At 70.4% G+C, this 23,487-nt stretch carries 21 protein-coding genes; 9 read left to right on the top strand and 12 right to left on the bottom strand.

Annotated elements, in window-relative coordinates; genetic code table 11:
- Positions 1-59: 59 nt before the first annotated feature.
- Positions 60-1,640, bottom strand: a complete 1,581-nt coding sequence (locus tag AB0D49_RS03410; protein WP_362749921.1) for a methylmalonyl-CoA mutase family protein — start codon at positions 1,638-1,640, stop codon at positions 60-62.
- A gap of 276 nt (positions 1,641-1,916) precedes the next feature.
- Between AB0D49_RS03410 and AB0D49_RS03405 the strand changes: the two genes are divergently transcribed.
- Positions 1,917-2,687, top strand: a complete 771-nt coding sequence (locus tag AB0D49_RS03405; RefSeq protein ID WP_362750753.1) for a L,D-transpeptidase family protein — start codon at positions 1,917-1,919, stop codon at positions 2,685-2,687.
- A gap of 241 nt (positions 2,688-2,928) precedes the next feature.
- Here the strand turns inward: AB0D49_RS03405 and AB0D49_RS03400 are convergent, their stop codons facing one another.
- The 4 genes from AB0D49_RS03400 to AB0D49_RS03385 form a co-directional block, all read right to left on the bottom strand.
- The gene (locus AB0D49_RS03400; protein WP_362749918.1) at positions 2,929-3,996 is read right to left on the bottom strand and encodes a hypothetical protein; all 1,068 of its coding nucleotides are present in this window, start codon (positions 3,994-3,996) and stop codon (positions 2,929-2,931) included.
- Positions 3,996-4,658: an RNA polymerase sigma factor gene (locus AB0D49_RS03395; protein ID WP_362749916.1), complete on the bottom strand. Its 663-nt coding sequence runs from the start codon at positions 4,656-4,658 to the stop codon at positions 3,996-3,998. The genes AB0D49_RS03400 and AB0D49_RS03395 overlap by 1 nt, the downstream gene beginning before the upstream one ends.
- 519 nt (positions 4,659-5,177) lie before the next feature.
- Positions 5,178-5,897 carry a 5-formyltetrahydrofolate cyclo-ligase gene (locus AB0D49_RS03390; RefSeq protein WP_362749913.1) on the bottom strand — a complete coding sequence of 240 codons (720 nt, stop codon included), beginning with the start codon at positions 5,895-5,897 and terminating at the stop codon, positions 5,178-5,180.
- Between the two features lie 15 nt (positions 5,898-5,912).
- The gene (locus AB0D49_RS03385) at positions 5,913-7,184 is read right to left on the bottom strand and encodes a transcriptional regulator (protein ID WP_362749910.1); all 1,272 of its coding nucleotides are present in this window, start codon (positions 7,182-7,184) and stop codon (positions 5,913-5,915) included.
- Positions 7,185-7,415: 231 nt separating this feature from the next.
- Here AB0D49_RS03385 and AB0D49_RS03380 point away from each other — a divergent pair, with 231 nt between their 5' ends.
- Together AB0D49_RS03380 and AB0D49_RS03375 are read left to right on the top strand one after the other, a co-directional pair.
- The gene (locus AB0D49_RS03380; RefSeq protein ID WP_362749908.1) at positions 7,416-7,712 is read left to right on the top strand and encodes a hypothetical protein; all 297 of its coding nucleotides are present in this window, start codon (positions 7,416-7,418) and stop codon (positions 7,710-7,712) included.
- 292 nt (positions 7,713-8,004) lie between these two features.
- A complete protein-coding gene (locus tag AB0D49_RS03375) occupies positions 8,005-9,198 on the top strand; it encodes a peptidoglycan recognition protein (RefSeq protein ID WP_362749905.1) in 1,194 nt (397 codons plus the stop codon).
- 9 nt (positions 9,199-9,207) lie between these two features.
- Here the strand turns inward: AB0D49_RS03375 and AB0D49_RS03370 are convergent, their stop codons facing one another.
- From AB0D49_RS03370 to AB0D49_RS03355, 4 genes are all read right to left on the bottom strand, one after another.
- Positions 9,208-9,642, bottom strand: coding sequence for a hypothetical protein (locus tag AB0D49_RS03370; RefSeq protein ID WP_362749902.1), 435 nt, complete (start codon positions 9,640-9,642; stop codon positions 9,208-9,210).
- 102 nt (positions 9,643-9,744) lie between these two features.
- The gene (locus AB0D49_RS03365) at positions 9,745-10,320 is read right to left on the bottom strand and encodes a hypothetical protein (RefSeq protein WP_362749899.1); all 576 of its coding nucleotides are present in this window, start codon (positions 10,318-10,320) and stop codon (positions 9,745-9,747) included.
- An 84-nt stretch (positions 10,321-10,404) separates the two neighbouring features.
- Entirely contained in the window at positions 10,405-11,016 is a 612-nt protein-coding gene (locus AB0D49_RS03360) for a hypothetical protein (protein WP_362749896.1), read from the bottom strand.
- A 122-nt stretch (positions 11,017-11,138) separates the two neighbouring features.
- The gene (locus AB0D49_RS03355) at positions 11,139-12,785 is read right to left on the bottom strand and encodes a glycoside hydrolase family 20 protein (protein WP_362749893.1); all 1,647 of its coding nucleotides are present in this window, start codon (positions 12,783-12,785) and stop codon (positions 11,139-11,141) included.
- 239 nt (positions 12,786-13,024) lie between these two features.
- On the opposite strand from AB0D49_RS03355, the gene AB0D49_RS03350 reads away from it, so the two are divergent.
- The 5 genes from AB0D49_RS03350 (at position 13,025) to AB0D49_RS03330 (ending at position 17,182) form a co-directional block, all read left to right on the top strand.
- A complete protein-coding gene (locus tag AB0D49_RS03350) occupies positions 13,025-13,612 on the top strand; it encodes a 2-oxo-4-hydroxy-4-carboxy-5-ureidoimidazoline decarboxylase (RefSeq protein WP_362750750.1) in 588 nt (195 codons plus the stop codon).
- 166 nt (positions 13,613-13,778) lie between these two features.
- Positions 13,779-14,159, top strand: coding sequence for a succinate dehydrogenase, cytochrome b556 subunit (sdhC, locus tag AB0D49_RS03345; protein WP_362749891.1), 381 nt, complete (start codon positions 13,779-13,781; stop codon positions 14,157-14,159).
- A 5-nt stretch (positions 14,160-14,164) separates the two neighbouring features.
- Positions 14,165-14,647 (top strand): succinate dehydrogenase hydrophobic membrane anchor subunit, encoded by a 483-nt coding sequence (locus AB0D49_RS03340; protein ID WP_362749888.1) that lies wholly within the window; start codon positions 14,165-14,167, stop codon positions 14,645-14,647.
- A gap of 19 nt (positions 14,648-14,666) precedes the next feature.
- Positions 14,667-16,421 carry a succinate dehydrogenase flavoprotein subunit gene (gene sdhA, locus AB0D49_RS03335; protein WP_362749885.1) on the top strand — a complete coding sequence of 585 codons (1,755 nt, stop codon included), beginning with the start codon at positions 14,667-14,669 and terminating at the stop codon, positions 16,419-16,421.
- On the top strand, positions 16,421-17,182 hold the full coding sequence (locus AB0D49_RS03330) for a succinate dehydrogenase iron-sulfur subunit (RefSeq protein ID WP_362749882.1): 762 nt from the start codon (positions 16,421-16,423) through the stop codon (positions 17,180-17,182). The genes sdhA and AB0D49_RS03330 overlap by 1 nt, the downstream gene beginning before the upstream one ends.
- Before the next feature lie 125 nt (positions 17,183-17,307).
- Here AB0D49_RS03330 and AB0D49_RS03325 read toward each other — a convergent pair whose 3' ends face one another.
- Together AB0D49_RS03325 and AB0D49_RS03320 are read right to left on the bottom strand one after the other, a co-directional pair.
- Complete coding sequence (locus AB0D49_RS03325; protein ID WP_362749879.1) at positions 17,308-19,917, bottom strand: DUF4132 domain-containing protein; 2,610 nt, start codon at positions 19,915-19,917, stop codon at positions 17,308-17,310.
- Positions 19,917-20,309, bottom strand: coding sequence for a hypothetical protein (locus AB0D49_RS03320; RefSeq protein WP_362749876.1), 393 nt, complete (start codon positions 20,307-20,309; stop codon positions 19,917-19,919). Before AB0D49_RS03320 ends, AB0D49_RS03325 begins: the two co-directional genes overlap by 1 nt.
- 68 nt (positions 20,310-20,377) lie before the next feature.
- Between AB0D49_RS03320 and AB0D49_RS03315 the strand changes: the two genes are divergently transcribed.
- Positions 20,378-20,791: a VOC family protein gene (locus AB0D49_RS03315; protein WP_362749873.1), complete on the top strand. Its 414-nt coding sequence runs from the start codon at positions 20,378-20,380 to the stop codon at positions 20,789-20,791.
- Positions 20,792-20,974: 183 nt separating this feature from the next.
- Here AB0D49_RS03315 and AB0D49_RS03310 read toward each other — a convergent pair whose 3' ends face one another.
- A complete protein-coding gene (locus AB0D49_RS03310; RefSeq protein ID WP_362749870.1) occupies positions 20,975-23,416 on the bottom strand; it encodes an MMPL family transporter in 2,442 nt (813 codons plus the stop codon).
- Between the last annotated feature and the right edge of the window lie 71 nt (positions 23,417-23,487).

Genomic DNA, 23,487 nt, shown 5'->3' with positions numbered 1-23,487 from the left:
TCTTTACGCCCCCGCTCAGGCCCGCACGCGCTCAGAAGCCCCCTCGGGCCCGCACCCGCTCAGAACGTCTCGCCCGGCTCGTACACCCCCCAGACCTCCCGCAACGCCCCGCACACCTCCCCCACCGTCGCCCCCGCCCGCAGCGCCTCCTTCATCGGGTACAGCACGTTCCCCGTGCCCCCGGCCACCGCGACCAGCGCGTCCAGGGCCGCCGTCACCGCCGCCCCGTCCCGGCGGGCCCGCAGCCGCGCGAGCCGTTCCCGTTGCCGTGACTCGATCGCCGGGTCCACCCGGAGCGGCTCGTACGGCTCCTCCTCGTCCAGGGTGAACCGGTTCACGCCCACCACCACCCGCTCCCCCGCGTCCGTCTCCCGGGCGATCCGGTACGCGTCGCGCTCGATCTCGCCCTTCTGGAAACCCCGCTCGATCGCCGCCACCGCGCCGCCCATGTCCTCGACCCGGCCCATCAGCTCCCGTACCGCCGTCTCGGTCGCGTCCGTCAGGCTCTCCACGGCGTAGCTGCCGGCGAAGGGGTCGACGGTCGCCGTCACATCCGTCTCGTACGCCAGCACCTGCTGGGTGCGGAGCGCCAGCCGGGCCGCCTTCTCCGTGGGCAGGGCGATGGCCTCGTCGAAGGAGTTGGTGTGCAGGGACTGGGTGCCGCCCAGCACCGCGCCGAGGGCCTGTACGGCGACCCGCACCAGGTTCACCTCCGGCTGCTGGGCGGTGAGCTGCACGCCCGCCGTCTGGGTGTGGAACCGCAGCATCAGCGACCGGGGATCGCGCGCCCCGAACTCCTCCCTCATCACCCGCGCCCAGATCCGCCGCGCCGCCCGGAACTTGGCGACCTCCTCCAACAGGGTCGTCCGCGCCACGAAGAAGAAGGACAGCCGGGGCGCGAAGTCGTCCACGTCCATCCCGGCGGCGAGCGCCGTACGGACGTACTCGATGCCGTCGGCCAGCGTGAACGCGATCTCCTGCACGGGGGACGCGCCCGCCTCGGCCATGTGGTAGCCGGAGATGGAGATGGTGTTCCAGCGCGGCAGCTCGGTCCGGCAGTAGGCGAAGATGTCGGCGGTCAGCCGCAGCGAGGGCTTCGGCGGGAAGATGTACGTCCCCCGCGCGATGTACTCCTTCAGTACGTCGTTCTGGATGGTGCCGGTGAGCCGGTCCGCCGGTACGCCCTGTTCCTCCGCCACCAGTTGGTAGAGCAGGAGCAGCAGGGCCGCCGGGGCGTTGATGGTCATGGATGTGGAGACCTCGCCCAGCGGGATGCCGTCGAACAGCTCCCGCATGTCCTCGATCGAGTCGATGGCCACGCCCACCTTGCCGACCTCGCCGTGGGCGAGCGGGGCGTCGCTGTCGTGGCCCATCTGGGTCGGCAGGTCGAAGGCGACGGACAGTCCGCTGGTGCCGTGTCCGATCAGCCGCCGGTAGCGGGCGTTGGACTCGGCCGCCGTACCGAACCCGGCGTACTGGCGCATGGTCCAGGGGCGGCCGGTGTACATCGTGGGGTAGATCCCGCGGGTGAAGGGGTACCCGCCGGGCTCACCCAGCCGTACGGCCGGGTCCCAGCCGGTGAGCGCCCGCGGCCCGTACACCGGCTCGACGGGCAGCCCGGACTCCGACTCGCGCACCATCGCACACCACTCACCTTCCGCCGTACGTCCCTGTGTACGTCCCTACGCACATCCCTTGTACGTCCCTGTACCTCTCCGTACGCCCCTTCCGCCCCGCCAGAAGCGTGGTTCCCCCCGCTCCCCACCATGCCGTGCCGTTCACCGCCTGTCGTGCGCGGGGAACATCTCAGGTGACCCGGGAACACCCGGGTGGACGGCAGAGGCAGTGGAGCGAAGGGGCCGCACATGCGGAGGTACGGCAGGGGGTGGGCGTTGCTCGCCCCGGCGGCGGTGCTCATGACGGTCGGGTCCGCCTGCACCGTCCAGCCGATGGACACCGACGGCAAACCGGCCGCCCCGGTACGGGCCGGCGTCCCCGACGACAGACCCGCCCCGTCCTCCCCTTCCTCCCCGGCGCCCCCCGCCCCGACCCGCGCCCCCGTCCTGTGGACCCACGGCGACAGCGGGCGGGACATCCGCGAACTCCAGGCCCGGCTGCGCCAGGTCGCCTGGCTCTTCGACGGCCCGACCGGGACGTACGACGATCTGACCGCGCGGGCCGTCAAGGGCTTCCAGGGCAAGCGGGGGCTGCCGCGCACCGGCGAGACGGACACCGTCACCTGGCAGCGGCTCCAGGCCATGACCAAGGAGCCGGGTCAGTGGGAGCTGTATCTGATGGGCGGCCAGGAGCCCGACGCGCCCGACCCGCGCTGTCTGACCGGGCGGGTGCTGTGCATCAGCAAGGCCAGCCGCACCCTGCGCTGGATGGTGGACGGCCGGACCCTCTCCACCACCGAGGTCCGGTTCGGCGCGGAGTACACCCCGACCCGTGAGGGCGTGTTCCAGGTCTACTGGAAGTCCCGCGACCATGTGTCCACGCTCTATGACTCCCCGATGCCGTACGCGATGTTCTTCAGCGGCGGCCAGGCCGTCCACTACTCGGCGGACTTCGCGGCCAAGGGGTACGCCGGTGCCTCCCACGGCTGTGTCAACGTCCGGGACGAGACCCTGATCGCCCAGCTCTTCGCCCAGGTGCGGAACGGGGACAAGGTCGTCGTCCACTGGTGAGGCGGGGCGGGACGGAGATGGGGCGCGGACGGGACCGGGGGAACGTGTCCCGCCCGCGCCGAGTGCACGTGCCGCAGGTACGGGGGGAACCCCGGCACTGTGCGAAGGGCCGATGACCAGTCGGCTCACCTTGTACTGCGTCCCGCTGGCCGAAAGTGTCACACCGGGGGAGGAGAAACGTTCCGGTGGGGAGGTATGCGCAGGTCAGGGGGGTGGGGAGGGTCGGCGGACGGGATCGTGGTCAGCGGGGAGAGGTGGTCTCGTCGCCGTGACCGTGACCGTGACCGCGACCGGCGTCGTCCTTGCCGTGGCCCATGCCCTTCCCTGGTCCCTTGCCTTTGCCCTTGCCCTGCCCCCGGTCCTTGCCGTGGCCGCGCCCCGGTTGCTCGTCCCCGTCGTCCTCGCCGCCCTTGGTGGGACGGGACGGTGTGGCCTTGTCGGTCTTGCCCGCCGTGGGCGTCCCGCCGCCGTCGGCGGAGGCATCGCCCTGCGCGTCGCCGTCGCCCTTGTCTTTGTCTTTGCCCTTGCTCTTCCCGTTGCCGTTGTTGCCTTCGGGAAGCATCCCGCGGCAGAAGTCGACCACCCGGGACGAGCCGCCCGCCACGCTCTCCAGCGCCCGGCGGCGCTCGTCGTTCAGCGGCTTGCCCTTGGCGAGATCGCGACATGCCTTGGCCGCCTGCTTCCAGGCCGCACCGTCCGCGGTGGCGGGGGCGGAGCCGGACGGGGGCGCGGCGGAACGGCCGGGCGGGGCGCCGCCGGGGCCGGTGGAGCGCGGGATGTCCTTGCCGTCCCGCGCGGAGGGGGTCGGGGAGGGCGACGGATCGGTGATGCCGCTGGGCGGCTGGACAGGGGCGGTGGCGGCCGGGGTCACCTCGTCGAACGGGGTCGGGAGGACCCCGGTCCCGGCCGCCGCGGCGATCCCGCCGACCATGACGACGGCCAGCGCCGCGGCGAGACCGAGCCGGACCGGACGTCCCCGGCGCGAGCCGTGATGGGCGCCCCGGCGCGGGGACCGGCCGAAGCCGATCCGGACGAGCCCGGCGTCGGAGGCGGAGGGGCGCGTGGCGCCGAAGGGGCAGTCGGCGTCGGCGAGATCGGCGCGGGTCTTGCGGAACGCGGCCAGTGCGGCGGCCTCACCGGGAAGTTCGTCGTCGGTGGGCGGGGCGGGGGGTACGGACAGGGCGCCCAGCGCGTCGGCGAGCGGTGTGGCCCGGTCGCGGAGGTCGTCGTCGAGAGCATCCAGTGGCTCCCCGCGCAGCAGGCGCTCCGCCGTCTCGCGGTCCAGCCATCGGTGGTGCTCGTCCGCCATCACATGTCCTTCTGCGTCCGCGATCGCGAATGCGTCACACTCGCGGACGTCACCGCGCGCGGGTGCGGTTCCCGCTGCGCGGGCAGGGCGTCGAGGGCTTCGGCGGACTCCTGGTCCTCGCCGATCAGCTCCGCGAGCCGTTTCAGACCGCGATGCGCGGCGGTGCGGACGGCGCCGGCGCGTTTGCCGAGGGTCTCGGCGGCGGTCTTGGCGTCCAGTCCGACGACGACCCGGAGGACGACGGCCTCGGCCTGGTCCTGCGGCAGCCGGGCGATGAGGGAGAGGGTGCGGTCGGTGGCGAGGGCCTCGATGGCCTCGCCCGCGGTGTCGCAGTCGGCGGGTCGGCCGGTGAGTTCGGTCTCGTCCCCGCCTATCGCGGGGCGGCGGCCCCGCATACGTATGTGGTCCAGGGCGCGGTTGCGGGCTATGCGGGCCGCCCAGCCGCGGAAGCGGTCCGCGTCGCCGCTGAACCGCTCCAGGTCGCGGGCTATCTGGAGCCATGCCTCGGAGGCCACGTCCTCGGCGTCGGGATCGCCGACGAGTGTGCGTACATATCCGAGCAGCCGTGGATGCACCGTGCGGTACACAGTCCGGAACGCGGTCTCGTCCCCGTTCTGTGCCGCAAGCACGGCGGCCGTCAGCTCGGCGTCGTCCCCCAGCACACGCGCGCCCTCTCTGCGCCTGGCCCCGTGCCGCCGCCCGTGCGGTGCGGGCGGTACGGGTGCTTGCCGTTCGTGGTGGTCGGTGGTGGGCCGCGGTACGGGACCCCGGCCGGTTGCGTGGGTCCTTGGTCTGCGGTCCCCGGCGATCGGCGCGAAAGGCACGTTACGTCTTGAAACCGTTCCCCGTCCATGTCCACAGAAGATGCAACTGACTCGTGACGACGGGGGGTGTGACAGAAAACGCGTCGGTGGCGCTGAAGGGAGTACGGGTCGCCGCGCGGCCCGTACCGCGCGACGGCCGGGGCCTCTCCTGTGGGGGGTGGCGGCCCCGGTCGTCTCCGCGGTTCCGGCGACTCCGGGCCGTGGGATGTGGAGCGGCACCGGTGCCTTGCCCATCAGGTCAGGTGCCTCAGGCGATCCTCGCCGGGCGAATGCCCCGAGCCATACCGGACACCGGCTTGCGGGCCCCTCGATGCGTCACGGGAGCTTTCCTTCATGCGGGGCAGGGCCCCTTACCGTTCACATCCTCCGCTTCGCCAGCACTGGGATCTCCGCGATCATCTCAGCCTTCAGAGACTCCCAGAGGATTCCGCGAGGTCTCTCGTGAGGCGGACATTCAATGATCCTTTCCGGCGTGACAATGAGGTCGACCCTAAAATCATGCGAAGACTCAGGAATCTCAGCATCGACTACTTGAAGTTTGTGGACTGTGGTTGCGATGAGCACGTCCGGCCCAATCAATCCCGCCTCTTGGAGTAGAGCAACCTCAATATCCGCATACCCGGCGCCTTTGCCCAGTCGCGCCCCTTCAGAATTGACGGCTACGCTACCGCAGACAACCAAATCCACGGCAGGCATGTCGTGAACGTCCACGGGTGTCGCGTATTCTTCTGCTACATGTCTCTCCGCAGCCTCTTCGGGCGACACGGCGAGAGTCTCAGGGTTGATGAAATAGAAGGGCTTACTGGCGGCAAGCTTCGGTGCAGCCATGTACAGCATCTTTCCTGCCTTGAGAGCCAATTCCCTTACCGGCATTTGAGCTCTGTCCGGAACGGCCTTGACGACATGGGACTCTTGCCATGCGGGATGTTCAGAAAGGAGGACTGCAGCAGCACCTGAGCCGATAAAATGGGGGATGCGTCCATGAGAGCCGGTTGAAGTCGCATCTTCATGATCAAGAATGTTCCAGACTCGCTCCCGGATCTTCTGCTTCTCATTTTTGACGGCTTCGATGTTCATCAGCCACACCATTTCCTAGGCTGCGATCAGCCCAAAGAGTCTACTGTTGAGATCCTTCACATCTGAAGAGTCGTTCCAGTGTTGCAATTCCTGACCTGCTCTAAAGATCAGGCTTATCCCCCCTCCACCACGGTTTCCTTCTACGATCTCGATGGCCTTGTGGACTGTTCCAACGGCTTCATCGACCTTTCCCTGCCGGATACGGGACAGAGCCAGATTTCCCAGCACGATCGCCTGTGACTTCGACCCCTCGCGAACTCTACTCACAGTTTCCAGCAGGAGAGACTCGGCTCTGGGAGCGTCTCCCAAGAAAAGCGAGCACGAGCCAGCTAGGCGACCAAACTGCCCTGGCGACAGCAGCGAAGCTCCCGCATCGCTTTCACTCGCTCGCGCGAACGCCTTCTCTGCTTCGCGCAGCGATTCCTCACACTCGCTTCGCTGGTGGAGCATTGCGTGAGCCTCAGCAGAATGCAGAAAGGCGAGGCCGCTAAGCGCGCCACTTGAATTCCTTGCCTTGGCTGCCGCTTGATGGGTCAGCTGAAGGCCTGCGGACGGGTTCTTCTCTCCATAGAGGGCTACAAATGACATGCGGAGCAATGCCAGTCCTTCTGCAACTGGATCACGTAATTCGCGGGCGATACTGACGGCTTGATCGAAGTAGCCGCGCGCTGTGGCGTGAGCATTTCTCCCTGACGCATCCCAAACCAATTGACCCATCAGCGTCGATGCTTCAGCCGCGGCAGCCTGCAAATCGCGGACAATAGGATAGGGTGCATTGCGAGCGAGCCATTGGACAAGCGCTCCTAGGAGTCTCCCAGTTTCAGCAACAAGCACGGTTGAAGGTTCGGTCGAATAGCGCGACGCCAATCCTTGGATTCGCTGTCGCAGACTAGCAACGGCAATCAAGTCCAAGCTTCCCGATTCCTTCTCCAAGAAGCTCTCCGTGCACCCCATCACGGAGTCCGCAACCGGGGTTCCCCGCTCCCAAGACCGCTCAGGAACTCCCAGAATCTTCCCCGGAATCCCGAACCCGTCACATACGCGTTCGATCACGCCTTGGCCGCGAATGGTGCGAACGCCTCGAATGATGTCACTCACTCGACCACTGGTCATCTTGCCAACTGCCGACGCAATTACCGCGTAGCTGGAGCCGGTACGCCGGTTTACGAGACGGAAAATCTCTTGAAAATCGCGGGTCGCACAGGCCAAGCGCATTGCCTCACTGTCCAACAAAGAATCGGGGATCGTCAGTGAGTAGCCGGAGCGGCTAGCCAATCGATCAGCCATGGACCCCACCTGGTGTGAGCGGAAGTGATCTGCCGCCCAGGATATCCGTCGTACCCCAGCGGGGTTCCCCAATTGAGCTTGCGGGGTTCCCCGTTCAGTGTTCCTGACCCCCTCTGCACGGGTCGAAGCTCTTGAGACGACAGGAACCCCTACGACGGGCGACCGTCCGGGGTCGTTGCCCCAACCACCAAGGAGTTGACGACAGTGCCCAAAGCCGCCTCCAGGCATCCAGTGAATGACCAGCGCGCGCACAAGGCCGGTTCCGCCCAGGGAAGCGACACTTCAGCCGCGCTCCCGGACGGCTGGACGTCGTTCCGGTCGCAGTCCGACGGCGGCGAGCCCCCGCACTGGTACGCGACGGCCCCGTACGACGTGGACGCATTACGGAACCGCATCGGTGCCGACCGAGCCGGTGACCCCGCCTGGAACCTCGCCCACACCGTGACCGCGCCAAGCCTGCCGGAGCTGCGCGCGCGGGTGGCGGACCAGGTGGCGTTGCACGGGTTGCTCGTGGACGGGGAGTCATGACGACCCCGGTGTTACGTACGCCCCGGCGAACCATGTGTCGATCTGAGCGGAGTGCACGTGGCCCAGCAGGGCGGGCAACTCACCCTCCCCCGAACCGCATCCACGAACACCGCCACCCTTTCGCGGCTGTGACGTTGCAGAAGTGACCGATGCCGTCGGCCGGTGAACTGCGGGGCTGCCGTGACCGTTGAGACAGTGCCGACACCGGACCACATCGGACTGGACCACACCGGGACCATCCGGACCGCCGGACCCGCGCATCACCACTGAACCGAACCTAGAGGTGGGGTAGTTGAGTTCTCGCAGGACCCACGCGTACAAGCCGCTGAGCCTGAAGCGACGTGTCTGGCTCACCATCGGCGCGGTCGTGCTCAGCGGAACGGGGGCCGTCACCTACGCGGTCGCCGACGAGCCCGTGCCTCCGGCGGACGGCAACGGCGGCACCCGTGAACCGGCCGTCCACACCCTGGAGTTGAGCGACGAGGGCGCCGGACGCAAAGGGCTCGACCGGCGCTCCACCCAGCGGTTCAGCGCGGTACAGCTGACCTGGAACGATCCTGGCGTCGAAGCCGAGGGCACCCCCGAGGTCCGTACCCGGGACGCCGACTCGGGCGACTGGTCGGCCTGGCGTCCGCTGGAGCAGGAGCCGAACCAGGCCGAGGGCGCCGAGCGGACGCGGGCGGCGGTGCGCGGCGGCACCGAGGCGCTGTGGACCGGCGCCGCCGACGGCGTCGAGGTCCGGCTCGTCCGCCCCGACGGCACCGAGGCGCCCGGCCAGCCCGCCGGGATGGATGTCAAGCTGCTCGACCCGGGAACGGTCCCCGCCGGACCTGTGCTGGACCCGGCCGCGTTCACCACCGACGAATCGTCCACCGTCGCCAAACCGCCTGTCATCAGCCAGGCGGAGTGGGGCGCGTCCACCGACTACGACGGCACCCCCAGCTACGGCACGGAGATCAAGGCCGCCGTCGTCCACCACACCGGCGGCGACCTCGACAACACCGTGTCCTGCGCCGACTCCCCGGCCTACATGCGCACCCTCCAGCAGAGCCACTTCGCACGCGGCTACTTCGACGTCGGCTACAACTTCGTCGTCGACAAGTGCGGCCAGATCTTCGAGGGGCGCAGCGGCGGAATGGACCTGCCCGTCGTCGGCGCGCACGACATCGGCTTCAACACCAACACGCTCGGTGTGTCGTACATCGGCAACTTCGAGACGGCGGAGCCCAGCCCGGCCGCGCTGGACGCCCTCGCACGGGTCGTGGCGTGGAAGTTCGGCATGTACGGCATCGACCCGACCGGTCAGGTCACCCTGACCTCGGGCATCGACAAGGGCGTGGACGGCAACAAGGTCGCCAAGGGCGAGTCCATCACCCTGCCCCGGGTCTTCGGGCACCGGGACACCAACAGCACCCTCTGCCCCGGCCTCAACCTCTACCCCAAGCTCCCGCTGATCGCCGAACTGGCCAAGGCGCAGGGCGTCTAGGGGCACGGTTCAGCTCCCGGTCGTCGCGTCCCGGCACAGCAGTCTGAGGGAGCCGTCCCCCTCGAAGCAGCGCTGGGCCTCGCCGACCGGGTCCCACAGCCGCCCGTCGGGCGTACGGACCCAGTGCTCGCCGCCGCTCGCCCACCACTCGGCGCCGGTCTGCCGCACGATCACCTCACCGGCGTACGCCCCGAGCCCGCGCAGCACCTGCCCGGCGGCGGCGTACGGCGTGCCCTCCCGGCGCAGTTCGGCGATCAGCCGGTCCGCGCTCCACAGGGACTGCGCCGAGTAGTCCAGCCGCAGCCGGGCGCCCTCCCGTAACGCGGACACGATGTCGGCGGCCCACCGTACGGGTCTGGTGGCGGCGGGGGGCCGGGCCGCCGCACCCGCCTCGCCCCCAGCACCGCTCGCACCGCTCGCACCGGTCCCGTCCCTCTCGCTCATCTCACTCATCACACTGAGAAAAGCGCTGCGGCCAGGCATTTCGTCACAGTGATCTTGGAGCGGACGGGAACCCGCACAAGACCGTCACACCCCTCACCCGCGCTACCCCTTCCGCGCTCGCCGGGACACCACCGCGCGCAGCACCCGCCGGCCCTCCGTGGACACCTCGTGTGCCCGGCGCAGCCCGCCCGTGCCGTGCTCGGAGAGCAGTTCCAGCACGGTGATCTGGCGGCGCAGCTCCGCCGCGACGAGCGGGGACAGCGTGCCCGTACGGCCCTCGCGGCGGGCGGCGAGCGAGGAACCGGTCTCCTCGGCGGGGTCGAGCAGCCGGTGGATCTGGAGCGCGGCCACCGAGCAGCCGTCGGCCCAGACCCGGGCCTCGGCGGCGGACCGCACGGCCGGGGCGGCGGCCAGCATCCGGCGGACCAGCAGCGCGGCCTCGTCCTCGGCGGCCACCACCGCCACCACCTCGGCTCCCCCGAGCCGGTCGCGGGCGGTGTCCAGCAGCGCCCCCCAGGCGCTCGCGCTCGTGTCGCCGTCGTCGGCGAGGTTCGCCCACAGCGGGCGCAGGATGTCGTCGTCACCGCCGAGCAGCGGTACACAGCGATCCAAACAAGCCAGACCGCTGACGACGAGTCCGCGTTCGTCGGCCTGAGCGATCAGCTCCACCAGGCTCATGCACGCCTCCGGGTCAGGGGCACCGCCCCACGCGGAGCCCGCATTTCCCCCTACTGCTCTACTGCGTGCGAAAGGCGAGTTGTGTCACAGCGGTACGACACCGAGCCGGTCGAGCAGGCGGAAGAAGAGCTTTTCCGCCAACTCCGGGTTCTCGGGGGCGGGGTCGGCGCTCTCCGGCCCCGCAGCCGGATCGGAGATCCAGTCGGAGACCGCGGTGGGCAACCCGGCCGCGACCGCGTCGAAGACCGCGTCCGTGTCCGCCGCGAACACCTCCGCCAACTCCTCCGCCGCGACCACCCGCCCGGCCTCCCGCGCCCAGGCCACCGCCCGCTCGGCGGCGTCACGCGGCTCCAGGAAGTAGTCCTCCAGAGTGAGGCCCTCCGTCTCGGCGCCGAGATACCCGGCCATCGCCGCCCGCACCAGACAACTGCTCCACGCCCCGCTCTCCGGCGCCGCCGCCTCCACCACCACACAGGCGCTGTCCATGACGTATCCGAAGAGCGCGGGCGCCCCGCTCTCCAGGGCGAGGGCGTTCATGCTGCCGATCTCGGCGTCCCCGCCCGGGTACTCCCACACCTGCCAGCCGTCCGGCGCCGAGGTGCGCAGCGCCAGCTCCGGTACGCCCGCCAGTGCCTCGTACTCCCCGAGGGGCCGCTCGCCGCGGCCCACGACGAAGTACCCCCAGTAGCCGCCCATGTCCGTGTTCCCCCACTCGGTCGTGCACGTCGTGCCGTACGGGGTCCATCTCAGCCCAGCGGCGGGCGGTGGCGCAGCCGGATCGGGCAAATCGGGGCCGGTGGGGCGTCGTGCGCCGGTGCTCAGCCGAGCCGGTCGGCGAGCGCGCGGAACTCGGTCCAGGTCAGGTCCGGGCGCTCCGGGTCCCACAGCTTCTGCACAGTCGCCCGCAGCGGCAGCCGGATGCCCGCGGCCACCTGGTCCTGGGTCTGGGAGTTCGCCAGATCGCACCAGACGGCGAAGGTGCCGCCGAGTATCCGGTCCTCGTAGCGCGCGGCGACCGCGCCGGTGCCGCGCAGCACGCGCGGGCTCCACTGCTCGTAGATCCGCTGTCCGGTCGGGTAGACGAAGGTCTGCGGCTCGCCGAGGACGTAGTAGAGGAACTCGTCGTTGTAGTTGATCAGCTGTCGTCCGGCGCGGAGGTACTCCACGGGTGCGCGGGCGCCGATCTCCTTGCCGGTCCAGTAGGCGACGACGATGTCGTCGTCGGGGGCGACGGAGGTGTTCCGGTAGAAGCCGTCGTTCCAGGCGCGCGGGGTGCGGTCATGGGCGCGGACGGTGGCGGCGCGGTCGTTGAGCCAGCCGGTGGCGAGGTCGGCGACGGTGCCGTCCGGCCCGTACTCGGCGCGCGCTGCGGCGGCCAGCCCGGGGTAGGACGCCTCGGGGTCGGCCACGGTCAGCGCCCGGTACTCGTCACCGCCCAGATGCCACTGGGTGCCGGGGAACAGTCCGGCGTACTCGTCGAGCAGCTCGTCGACCAGCGTCGCCGCTGCCGGGTCGGCGATGTCGATCGCGCCGGTCGCCGCGACCCCGTTCGCGTTGCGCAACTGGAGCCCGGGGTGGGCGGCGAGGACCGCGCCGAGATGTCCGGGCGAGTCGATCTCCGGTACGACGGTGATGTGCCGGCTCGCGGCCAGCGCGACGATGTCACGGACCTGGGCCTTGCTGAGATGCGTCTTGGAGACGACCTCGGGGTGCGTGTCGGAGGCGATCCGGAAGCCCTGGTCGTCGGAGAAGTGCAGCCCGAGTTCGTTGAACTTGAGATCGCCCAGCTCCCGCACCCGGGCCTCGATCCAGTCCGCGGTGAACGGCTTGCGCGCGATGTCCAGCATGAACCCGCGGCGCGGCTTGGCCGGGGCGTCCCGCACCACGCCCTCCGGGGCCGTACCGCCGTCCGCCACCGACTGCTTCAGCGTCCGGGTCCCGTAGAACACCCCCGCCTCACCGGGCCCGCTGATCAGCACCCGCCCCGCGCCCACGGTCAGCGTGTACGACTCCGGGTCCGCCGCCTCGTCGCCGTCCAGCGCCAGCCGTACGTCCCCGGCGCGGGCGTCGGCCTGCTCCCCCGCGTACGTCAGGCCCAGCTCACCGGCGAGCAGCCGGCCCTCGTCGGCCAGCGCGGGGTCGTCGACCACGACCCGGTGTCCGCCGCCGGGCCGCCAGCCGGGGCCGCGTGCCGGGGTGTGGGAGCGGACCGCGGGTATGGTCCGCGGGGCCTGGGACAGCGGGTAGGAACGGGTCGGGCTGGGGCTCGCCGACGCGCTGGGCGCGACCTGGGAGGAGAGGTCCGTGCCGCTTCCGGAATCGCCGGACGGGTGGTCGGCGCCCCCGGAGGCCCACAGGCCCAGTCCGGCGCCGAAGACCACGACGGCCGCGGCGATCAGCAGCGCCCTGCGCCGCACGATCCGCGGTTCCGTCTCGGCCGGGGTCCGGCGTCGGTGCTCGCCCACATCGTCAACCTAGTGCCGACACGTCCACCGCACGTTCTCAAACTCTTCCGTCCGAGTGACATTCGGATAACCGTCGGACACGACATGACCACTCTCGATAACGTGACGGCACATCTTTCACACCTTCCGCCGCAGCCGTTGCGCCTGCTGACCGTTCCACCTGCCGACCGTTCCACCTGACCGTTACATCTGCCGACCGCCCCCTCCCCTGACACGACGTGACACGCCTTCTTCCCGAACTGCCCGAGCAGACCCGCACCGCGCCGACCGCGCCCGGCGGGCTCGCGACCTTCAACACCACCCCGTCCGACACCGCCCTCGGTGCCCTGCTGACCTGTCTGCGCAGCCCCCGCTGGGCCGAGCGGATCGCGGCCCACCGCCCCTATCCCGATGTGGACGCCCTGCTGGCCGCGTCGGACGAGGCGGCGTACGACCTCACCCCCGCCGACCTCGACGAGGCGTTCGCGGGCGAGCCCCTGCCGACCCTGCCCGAGGACACGTACTCCGCCGCCCACACCGCGCTGAGCGCGGCCCACGCGGCGTACGAGTCCCGCTTCGGCCATGTCTTCGTGGTCTGCCTGGACCACGTACCGCCCGCCGAGGCGTTGGACCATCTGCTCGCCGCGATCCGATCACGATTGACGAACGATCCCGAGGACGAGCGGGTGACAGCGGCGGACGAACTCCGCCAGCGGGCCCGGGGCCGCCTCCTGAGACTCCTCAGCGGCGACTCCCTGAGCGGCGACTCCCTGAGGGGCGCGGGGAACCGCGCGAACAACCACGACGGCGCCGCACCCGGCACGCAACCGGCCACACCGCCCCATTAGCCGCGTATCCCCCATCCGCGTGCCACATTGATCACAGACCCACACCCCCGCTCAGCGCGGAGCGCAACCGTGGATACCATGCTGGGGGCCGGTGGACCGTACCCGGCCGGGCCCGACCGACAGCACAAGCCGGCAGGCCCCGATCCCCGCTCCCGGAGGAACTTCCGTGCCGGCTGGAACGCTGTACCGCGGCCGGGAAGGAATGTGGTCCTGGGTGGCTCACCGAGTCACCGGCGTCCTCATTTTCTTCTTCCTGTTCGTACACGTGCTGGACACCGCTCTCGTGCGTGTCTCCCCCGAGGCCTACGACGACGTCGTGGCCACGTACAAGACGCCGATCGTGGCCGTGCTGGAGTACGGCCTCGTCGCCGCCGTCCTCTTCCACGCGCTGAACGGTCTGCGGGTCATCGCCGTCGACTTCTGGTCGAAGGGCGCGCGCTACCAGAAGCAGATGCTCTGGACGGTCGTAGGCATCTGGGTGGTGCTGATGCTCGGGGCGATCTACCCCGTCCTCGGCCACGCCGCTCGTGAAGTGTTCGGGAGCTGACGCGTATGTCCACGACTGAGAAGTCCGCCTCCGGGATCGGCCCCGTCGAGAGCGCCCCCGTCTACACGGTCGACCACCCCGCACCGCTGATCGAGCCGCCGCGCCAGCGCACCAGGAAGACCCCGCGCTCGACCCGCGGCAACTTCGAGATGGCCGCCTGGCTGTTCATGCGGCTCTCCGGGGTCGTGCTGGTGGTCCTGGTCATCGGCCACCTGCTGATCCAGCTCGTGCTGGACGGCGGTGTCTCCAAGATCGGCTTCGCCTTCGTGGCGGGCCGCTGGGCGTCCCCGTTCTGGCAGGTCTGGGACCTGCTGATGCTGTGGCTCGCCATGCTGCACGGCGCCAACGGTCTGCGCACGGTCATCAACGACTACGCGGAGCGGGCCAACACCCGGCTGTGGCTGAAGGGCCTCCTCTACACCGCCACGGTGTTCACCATCCTGCTGGGCACGCTGGTGATCTTCACCTTCGACCCGAACATCCGCTAGGCACGGGGTTACGAGACTTATGAAGATCCACAAGTACGACACCGTCATCGTCGGCGCCGGTGGCGCGGGGATGCGCGCCGCGATCGAGTCGACGAAGCGCAGCCGCACCGCCGTGCTGACCAAGCTGTACCCGACCCGCTCCCACACGGGCGCCGCGCAAGGCGGTATGGCCGCCGCGCTGGCCAATGTGGAGGAGGACAACTGGGAGTGGCACACCTTCGACACGGTCAAGGGCGGTGACTACCTGGTCGACCAGGACGCCGCCGAGATCCTGGCGAAGGAGGCCATCGACGCCGTCCTCGACCTGGAGAAGATGGGTCTGCCGTTCAACCGGACGCCGAACGGGACCATCGACCAGCGCCGCTTCGGCGGGCACTCCCGCAACCACGGCGAGGCCCCGGTCCGCCGGTCCTGCTACGCGGCCGACCGCACCGGCCACATGATCCTCCAGACGCTGTACCAGAACTGTGTGAAGGAGGGCGTGGAGTTCTTCAACGAGTTCTACGTCCTGGACCAGCTGATCACCGAGGTCGACGGCGTCAAGCGGTCCTCCGGTGTGGTCGCCTACGAGCTGGCCACCGGCGAGATCCATGTCTTCCAGGCGAAGGCCGTGATCTACGCGTCCGGCGGCACCGGCAAGTTCTTCAAGGTGACCTCCAACGCGCACACCCTGACCGGTGACGGCCAGGCCGCCGTGTTCCGGCGCGGGCTGCCGCTGGAGGACATGGAGTTCTTCCAGTTCCACCCGACCGGCATCTGGCGCATGGGCATCCTGCTGACGGAGGGCGCCCGCGGTGAGGGCGGCATCCTGCGCAACAAGGACGGCGAGCGCTTCATGGAGAAGTACGCGCCGGTGATGAAGGACCTGGCGTCGCGTGATGTCGTGTCCCGGTCCATCTACACGGAGATCCGGGAGGGCCGCGGCTGCGGTCCCGAGGGCGACCACGTCTATCTGGACCTCACCCATCTGCCGCCGGAGCAGCTGGACGCCAAGCTGCCCGACATCACCGAGTTCGCCCGCACCTATCTGGGCATCGAGCCGTACACCGACCCGATCCCGATCCAGCCCACCGCGCACTACGCGATGGGCGGCATCCCGACCAATGTCGAAGGCGAGGTGCTCTGCGACAACACCACCGTCGTCCCCGGTCTGTACGCGGCGGGCGAGGTCGCCTGTGTGTCGGTGCACGGCGCCAACCGGCTCGGCACCAACTCGCTGCTGGACATCAATGTCTTCGGGCGGCGGGCCGGGATCGCGGCGGCCGAGTACAGCCAGGGCGCCGCGTACGTGGAGCTGCCGGAGAACCCCGAGGCGTTCGTGGTCGAGCAGATCGAGCGGCTGCGCACCTCCACCGGCAGCGAGCGGGTCGCGGTCCTGCGCCGGGAGCTCCAGGAGACCATGGACGCCAATGTGATGGTGTTCCGCACGGAGCAGACCATCAAGACGGCCGTGGAGAAGATCGCGGAGCTGCGCGAGCGCTACCGCAATGTCTCGATCCAGGACAAGGGCAAGCGGTTCAACACCGACCTGCTGGAGGCCATCGAGCTGGGCAACCTGCTGGAGCTGGCCGAGGTCATGGCGGTCTCCGCGCTGGCCCGCAAGGAGTCGCGGGGCGGTCACTACCGCGAGGACTACCCGAACCGCGACGACATCAACTTCATGCGCCACACCATGGCGTACCGCGAGGTCGGCGCCGACGGCAGCGAGACCGTCCGGCTCGACTACAAGCCGGTCGTGCAGACCCGCTACCAGCCGATGGAGCGTAAGTACTGATGGCAACCCCCGTTCTCGACAAGGTGGAGGCGGAGGCCGCCGCGTCCCCGTACATCACGGTGACCTTCCGCGTCCGCCGGTTCAACCCCGAGGTCTCGGCCGACGCGGTCTGGGAAGACTTCCGGCTGGAGATCGACCCCAAGGAGCGGGTCCTCGACGGTCTGCACAAGATCAAGTGGGACATCGACGGCACGCTGACCTTCCGCCGCTCCTGCGCGCACGGCATCTGCGGCTCGGACGCCATGCGGATCAACGGCAAGAACCGGCTGGCCTGCAAGACCCTGATCAAGGACATCAACCCGGACAAGCCGATCACGGTCGAGCCCATCAAGGGCCTCACGGTCCTGAAGGACCTGGTCGTGGACATGGAGCCGTTCTTCCAGGCGTACCGGGACGTGATGCCGTTCCTGATCACCAAGGAGACCAACGAGCCGACGCGTGAGCGGCTCCAGTCCGCCGCGGACCGTGAGCGGTTCGACGACACCACCAAGTGCATCCTGTGCGCGGCGTGCACCTCGTCGTGCCCGGTGTTCTGGAACGACGGGCAGTACTTCGGCCCGGCGGCGATCGTCAACGCCCACCGCTTCATCTTCGACTCGCGCGACGAGGCGGGGGAGCAGCGGCTGGAGATCCTCAACGACCGGGACGGGGTGTGGCGCTGCCGGACCACGTTCAACTGCACGGACGCGTGTCCTCGGGGGATCGAGGTGACCAAGGCGATCGCCGAGGTGAAGAAGGCGCTGATCACTCGGCGGTTCTGAGGTTCTGTCAGCGGTTCTGACGTTCCGTACGGTTTTGCTGGGCCCGTCTCCGGGTGAGGCTGTGACCGGCTGATTCTGAGGGTCCTGCTCCTTTTTGGGGCAGGACCCTTCGCCGTTTCCTGGCGCTAGAGCTGGCTGAGGATCGTCGGGTCGGTGATCTTTGTGTCGGCGGCGAGCAGGGTCGCCTTGCTGAGGATGACGGCGAGCATCCGGTCGCCCTCGAAGGGGAGATAGCCGGAGTCCGGGGTGGCCGCGGCGCTCTTCGGGACGATGCACAGGTACTGGTCGTTCGGTGTCCGCAGGATGTTGCCCGAGCCGAGGTGGACCTTGTACGTGTGCAACTCGCCCTTGATGTGCAGGAAGCGGCCCTCCAGGTGGCAGCGGTCGGCTATCGCGAGGCGGGGTATGAGGCGCTCCAGCAGGGCGCGGCGGGTCTCGGCGGTCTGGTTCAGCTCCCCGAAGCCGTACGACGTCCAGTAGTCGCGGTAGCGGCCTTCGGGGCCGCCGTCCTGCCAGGTCGGGTCGTTGCCCACGCTGGCGACGCCGACGAACAGGTCGACGTCCCGCAGGACCTCGGAGAGGACCAGGGGCGGGATCTCGGTGAGGGGCAGGGCCGCCACCGGGTCCTCGCCCTGGTGCAGCCACATGCGGTACTCGCCGCCGCAGCAGTGCGCCGAGTTCTGCGGGGCGTCGATCGGGTAGAAGCGGACCTGGTCGGTACGGAGCCGCAGGAAGCTGCCGGACTCGGTGGTGTCGGTGCCGTACTCCATGCCGTCGCCCGCGACCCAGTACTCGGCGCGCAGGCCCCACTCGGGGAGGTCGCGGGTGGCGGGCGGCGCCTCGTCGTCCACACAGAGCCGGAGTTTGTTGCGCCAGCCGCGGATCGCGGTGAGGGAGTGGAACTGGTGCTGGCGCAGGATGTGGGCGGCGAAGCGGTTGGAGTAGCTGCCGGTCGCGCGCTCGGCGTCGGTGAGGAGATACACCTCGCGGTGGGCCTGCTTGAACGGCTGGGTGATGCCGTGCCGCTCCAGCCAGTCGCGCCAGGCGGCTATGGCGGCGGGCTCCTGGTCGACCGGGTGCCAGACGGTCACCTCGCGACCCTCGGTGACGGGGGTGTCGGCGAGGGTGCGCAGCTCGCCGTCCGCGAAGCCGACCGGGGTGCCGTCGACGGTCCACAGGAGTCGGCGGGCCAGGGTGCCGACCAAGGGGTGGTCGAGGTAGCGCTCACGCCAGGCGGCGTAGGGCCAGGTGCGGCGGGCGAGGAACTGGCGGTCGAGGCGCTCGCTCTGGGCGGAGAGCATCTTGTCGATGTCCTTGACCGCCGCCTTCAGCTCCTTCAGCTCGTCGGCGTGGTCGCGACGGACGGCGGCGGGGACCGCCTTGACGGTCTTGCCGGAGGCGTTGGACCAGGTCAGGACGGATTTGCCGCCTTGGACGCGGAGGAGGGCCTTGGCTTCTCCCAGGTGGTGCTCGGCGTGGCCGACGCCGGTCAGTCCGTAGGCCGGGACCGCGAGTTCCTCGATCTCCTCGCGGCTGAGGCCGAGCGCCTGGGCGCGGGTGTCCAGGGCCGCGTCCACGATCTTCAGGGTGCCCTTGTAGGTGACGCGGGTGGTGAGCCGGGCCAGTTCGGCGAGGGCCGAGGGGTGCTCGATCCGGGCCAGGGCGTTGACGGCGGCGTTGGCGACCTTGGGGTTGACGGGGCCGACGCCGGGGACGCGGCGTAGGGCGGTCTCGGTGAGGGTGCCCAGGGTGCGGGCGGTGGTGGTGGGGGTGGGGGTGAGGGCGGGGTCGTTCGTGGTGGCGGCCGTGGCGTCGGCGGCGGGGGTGGCTGAGGCGGGGTCCTGGGCGGCCGTCCCGGGGTCCTGAGTGACCGTCCCGGAGTCCGTGGGGACCGGGAGGAAGGAGAGCAGCCAGATCAGGCCGCGCAGGGCGGTCGCGTTGTACGGGTCGAATCCGGCGTTGGGGTCGCCCGCGTACTGCGCGGGCAGCAGCGGGACCGTACGGGGGCGGCCCACCAGGTGGAGCCACTCCAGGACCCGGCCCATCGAGCCCGCGCCGACCGCGTCGATCAGGGCGCGGCCCGTCCGCTCCCACTTGGCGTTGGGGCGGGCGGAGTTGGCCGTGGTGGCGTGGGCGACCAGCCCGCGCCAGTCCTCGCCGAGGTCCGCGAGGTCGGCGAGCGCCCGGTCCGCCCATGCCTCGCCGGGGTTGAGGACCGGGGAGGTGGGGGCGATGCGCTCGACCAGCGGGCCCAGCTCCTTGCTCCCCTGCCACACCATCAGGCAGGAGCGGCGGATCAGGGCGACGAACAGGGCGGGCAGGGGGCGCCCTTCGGTGAGCGCCGACTCGGCGAGCCGGACCAGATGGCCGGTGTCGTAGTTCACCTCCTGCTGGGCGGCCAGCTCCATGAGGGCCTCGCGGGTGTCGAGCGGCTGGTCGACGACGAGGTCGGCGGCCCGGAAGTTGCCGAGCAGGACGACGATGTGGCGCTGGTCGGCCGAGCCGGCACTGGCGGCGTGGTAGCGGGCGGCCAGCTCGCGTACCAGGGCGGAGCGGAACGGCTGGTCGGCGCTGTGGAGGGCGCGTACGACATGGGCGGCCTCCCAGCCCCAGTGGTCCTCGACCACGGCGGCGAGCCGCAGCAGCTCGGGCACCAGGCCGTCCAGCCGCTGTGCGGTGATCAGGTCCAGCGCGGGGCGGACTTCGTCGGCGAAGCGGCCGGGTGTCCTGGCCATCAGCCACCCACCAGGGGGACGAGCTTCAGGAACGTGACCTCCGTGCCCAGCGTCAGCTCGATCTCCTGGTCGGGGTCGGTGACCTGGCGGTCGCCCACCAGCACCAGGAAACCGTTCCCCGCGAACGCCGTGAGGGCCAGCTCGCACTGGGCCTCGGGATCTATCCGGCGGGGGGTGCGCAGCGCGTAGCCGTTGAGCACGCGCTCGGTGTCCGTGGGCTGCACCAGCCCCTGGAAGACACCCGGTGTGCGGGCGTTGAACTCGGCCACCTCCTGGAACACCCGGCGCCGGATCAGCTCCCGCACGGTGAGCCGCTCCTCGGCGATCTCCAGGCCCCAGGACGCCGTACGGTCCCCTGTCGTCGTCTCGTCGACGAACGTCACCATTCCCATGCCGACGACAGTACGGGGCGGCACTGACAATCCCGGGTGACGGCCGATGATCGGCCTACTCTGACGGTATGTCAGACAACCAGTCGTACGAGCTGCTCGGCTTCGACAACGTCCTGCTGCCGGTCGGGGACGTCGGCGCCGCGGTGGCGTTCTACGAACGCGCGGGGTTCACGGTCGGGTTCCGCTTCGACGAGGCCGGGATCGCGCTGCTGAGGGTGGGCGCCGAGGCGCCCGGGGTGCTGCTGCGGCACGAGGAGGGCCTGGGGCACCGGCCGCCGCCGTGGCCGTCGCCGAGGGTGTGGCTGGAGGTGCCGGACGCGCGGGCCGTCGCCGACCGGCTGGCCGCGGCCGGGCTGGCACCGCTGGACCCGCCGTTCCCGGTGGCCACGGGGTGGACGGTGGAGATCGGCGACCCGTGGGGCAATGTCATCGGCTTCACGGACTACTCCAAGCGGCCTGAACTGGGGCGGGTGGGGGGCTGAGGGGGGCGGCCTCGGTGGGGGCGGTGGCGGGGGCGCGGAGGGGGTGAGCCAGGGGCAGCCTCGGAGGCGCCAGGTAGCGCGGGAGGGGTCAGCCGGGCGGCCTCGCAGGCGCCAGCCCGCGCGGGACGGGCCAACCTGACGGTCCCGCCCCTCCCGCGCCCCGTTCAGGGCCGGCCGCCCCGTTCAGGGCCGGCCGCCCGCCCGGTGGCCGACCGGGTCCGTCTCGTCGTCCGTCGCCTCGGACAGTTCGACGTCGAACACGACGGGCCCCTCTCCGGCCCGTACCTGACGGGTGTGGGGCGCGTACGAAGGCGCCGTGGCGGCCAGGAGGTAGGGGCCGGGGCCCGGGACGGCCACGATGTACGAGCCGTCCGCCAGGGACACCACCTGGTCGAGCCGACGGCCGCCCGGGGTGAGCAGGGCGACGGACACGTCGGTGACCGGTGCGCCGTCCGCGTCCCGGATGAAGCCGTGGATCACGGAGGGCGGACCAGGAGGCTGCTCCGCGGGCGGGGCCTCGCGCGGTTCGACGGCGAGATGCGGGAGCCGCTTGTCCAGACCCGCCGGGAGCCACCAGTTGGCCTTGCCCAGGAGGTGCATCGCCGCCGGGACCAGGGCCGTACGCAGGATGAACGCGTCCAGGGCGACCGCCGCCGCCAGGCCCATGCCCGCCATGGCGCCCTCCATGTCACCGCTGAGGACGAACGCGGAGAACACACAGATCATGATCAGCGCGGCGCAGTTGATCACCCGGCTGGTCTCGGCCAGCCCGACCCGCACCGCGCGGGCGTTGTCCTTGGTGTGCACCCACTCCTCATGCATCCGGCTGACCAGGAAGACCTGGTAGTCCATGGACAGCCCGAAGAGCAGGGACAGCATGATGACCGGCAGGAACGCGGTGATCGGGCCCTCCTTGCCGATACCGAGCAGCTCCGTGCCCCAGCCCCACTGGAAGACCGCCACCAGGACGCCGAAGGACGCCGCCGCCGCGATCAGGTTCATGAGGGCCGCCGTCAACGGCACCACCAGGGACCGGAAGGCGACCATCAGCAACAGGAACCCCAGCGCGATGATCGCCGCCACGAAGTACGGCAGCCGCTCCCCGGTGACCGACGCGAAGTCCTTGAAGACGGCGGTGACCCCGCCCACATGTGCCTCGGCGCCGGACGCGGGGATGACCTCGTCGCGCAGCAGATCGATCAGCCGGTCCGTCTCCTCGGACTGCGGGGAGGTCGTCGGCACCACCTGGATGACCGTCACCTCGTTCGCCGGGGGCGCCGCCTCGACCTGGGCGACCCCCTCCAGGGCGCGGATCTCCTCGGTGAGCGAGGCGGGCGCCGGGCCGTCCACCACCACCTGGAGCGGGCCGTTGAAGCCCGGTCCGAAGCCCTCGGCGAGCAGGTCGTACGCCTGCCGGGTGGTCGTGGTGTCCTGGTGGTTGCCCTGGTCGGTGGCGCCGAGCCGCAGCGACAGCACCGGCACGGCCAGCACCGCCATCACCACCAGCGCCCCGGCGGCGATCGCCCGGGGTCGCCGCTGCACATACGCCGACCAGCGCGCCGCCGGTCCCCCGGCCTCGGCCGGCTCGGGGCCCGCCGCGCGGAGCCGCGCCCGCTGCCGCCTGCTGAGCACCCGCGTGCCGAGCATCCCCAGCAGCGCGGGCAGCAGCGTGACGGCGGCCAGGACGCTGAGGACGACGGTCAGGGAGGTCGCGACGACGACGCCGTCCAGGAACCGCATGTTCATCACCAGCATCCCGGCCAGCGCGATGCACACCGTGCCGCCCGCGAACAGCACGGCCCGCCCGGAGGTGTTCAGCGCGGTCACGGCCGCCTCCTGCGGCTTCATCCCGCGCAGCAGGCCCCGCCGGTGCCGGGTGACGATGAACAGCGCGTAGTCGATGCCCACGCCGAGCCCGATCAGCGAGCCCAGCAGCGGTGCCACCTCCGGCACATCGACGACATGGCTGACCAGCGTCGTCGCCAACATGCCGGTGCCGACCCCGGCGATGGCCACGACGATCGGCAGCAGCATCGCGAACAGCGAGCCGAACGCCAGGAACAGCACGATCGCCGCCGCCGCGATCCCGACCAGTTCGGCCGTGCCGGTCGGCGGCTCCTGGACCCGGGCGACGGCCTGGCCGCCCAGCTCCACCTGGAGCCCGGCGCGTTCCGCCGACCGCGCGGTGTCGACCACGTCCTCGACCAGGCTCTTGGGGATCGCGTTCGCCAGCTCGGCGAAGGTGATCTGGGCGTACGCGATCCGCCCGTCCTCACTGATCCGGGCCGCGCCCCGGTCACCGTCGTAGGGCCCGGCGACCTCGCCGACGCCCGGCATACGGCCGATCTCCGCGAGCACGGGCTCGATCCGGGCCCGTACGTCCGCGTCCCGTACCGATCCCGACTCGGTCTTCCAGACCACCGTGTCGGTGTCCCCCGCGGTCTGCGGGAAGGCCCGCTCCATCAGCTGGACGGCCTTCGTGGAGTCCGTGTCCGGGAGGGAGAACACATCCGCGTAGTCGGCGCCCGCCGCCGTGGCCGCGAAGCCCAGGCCGACCAGCCCGCCCACCCACAACACCAGGACCACCAGGCCGCGTCGATAGCACCACCGTGCCCATGCCGCCACGCTCACACTCCTTCACTCGGTCTGTCCCCCGGGTCCCGGCACCAGAATTGGCCGCGGCGGCGCCCGGCGAC

Origin of the sequence: Streptomyces sp. NPDC048290, from assembly GCF_040652095.1 — a bacterium.
GTDB lineage: Bacteria > Actinomycetota > Actinomycetes > Streptomycetales > Streptomycetaceae > Streptomyces.
Note: the sequence above shows the minus strand (reverse complement) of the source record. Positions and strands in the feature narration are given on the sequence as shown.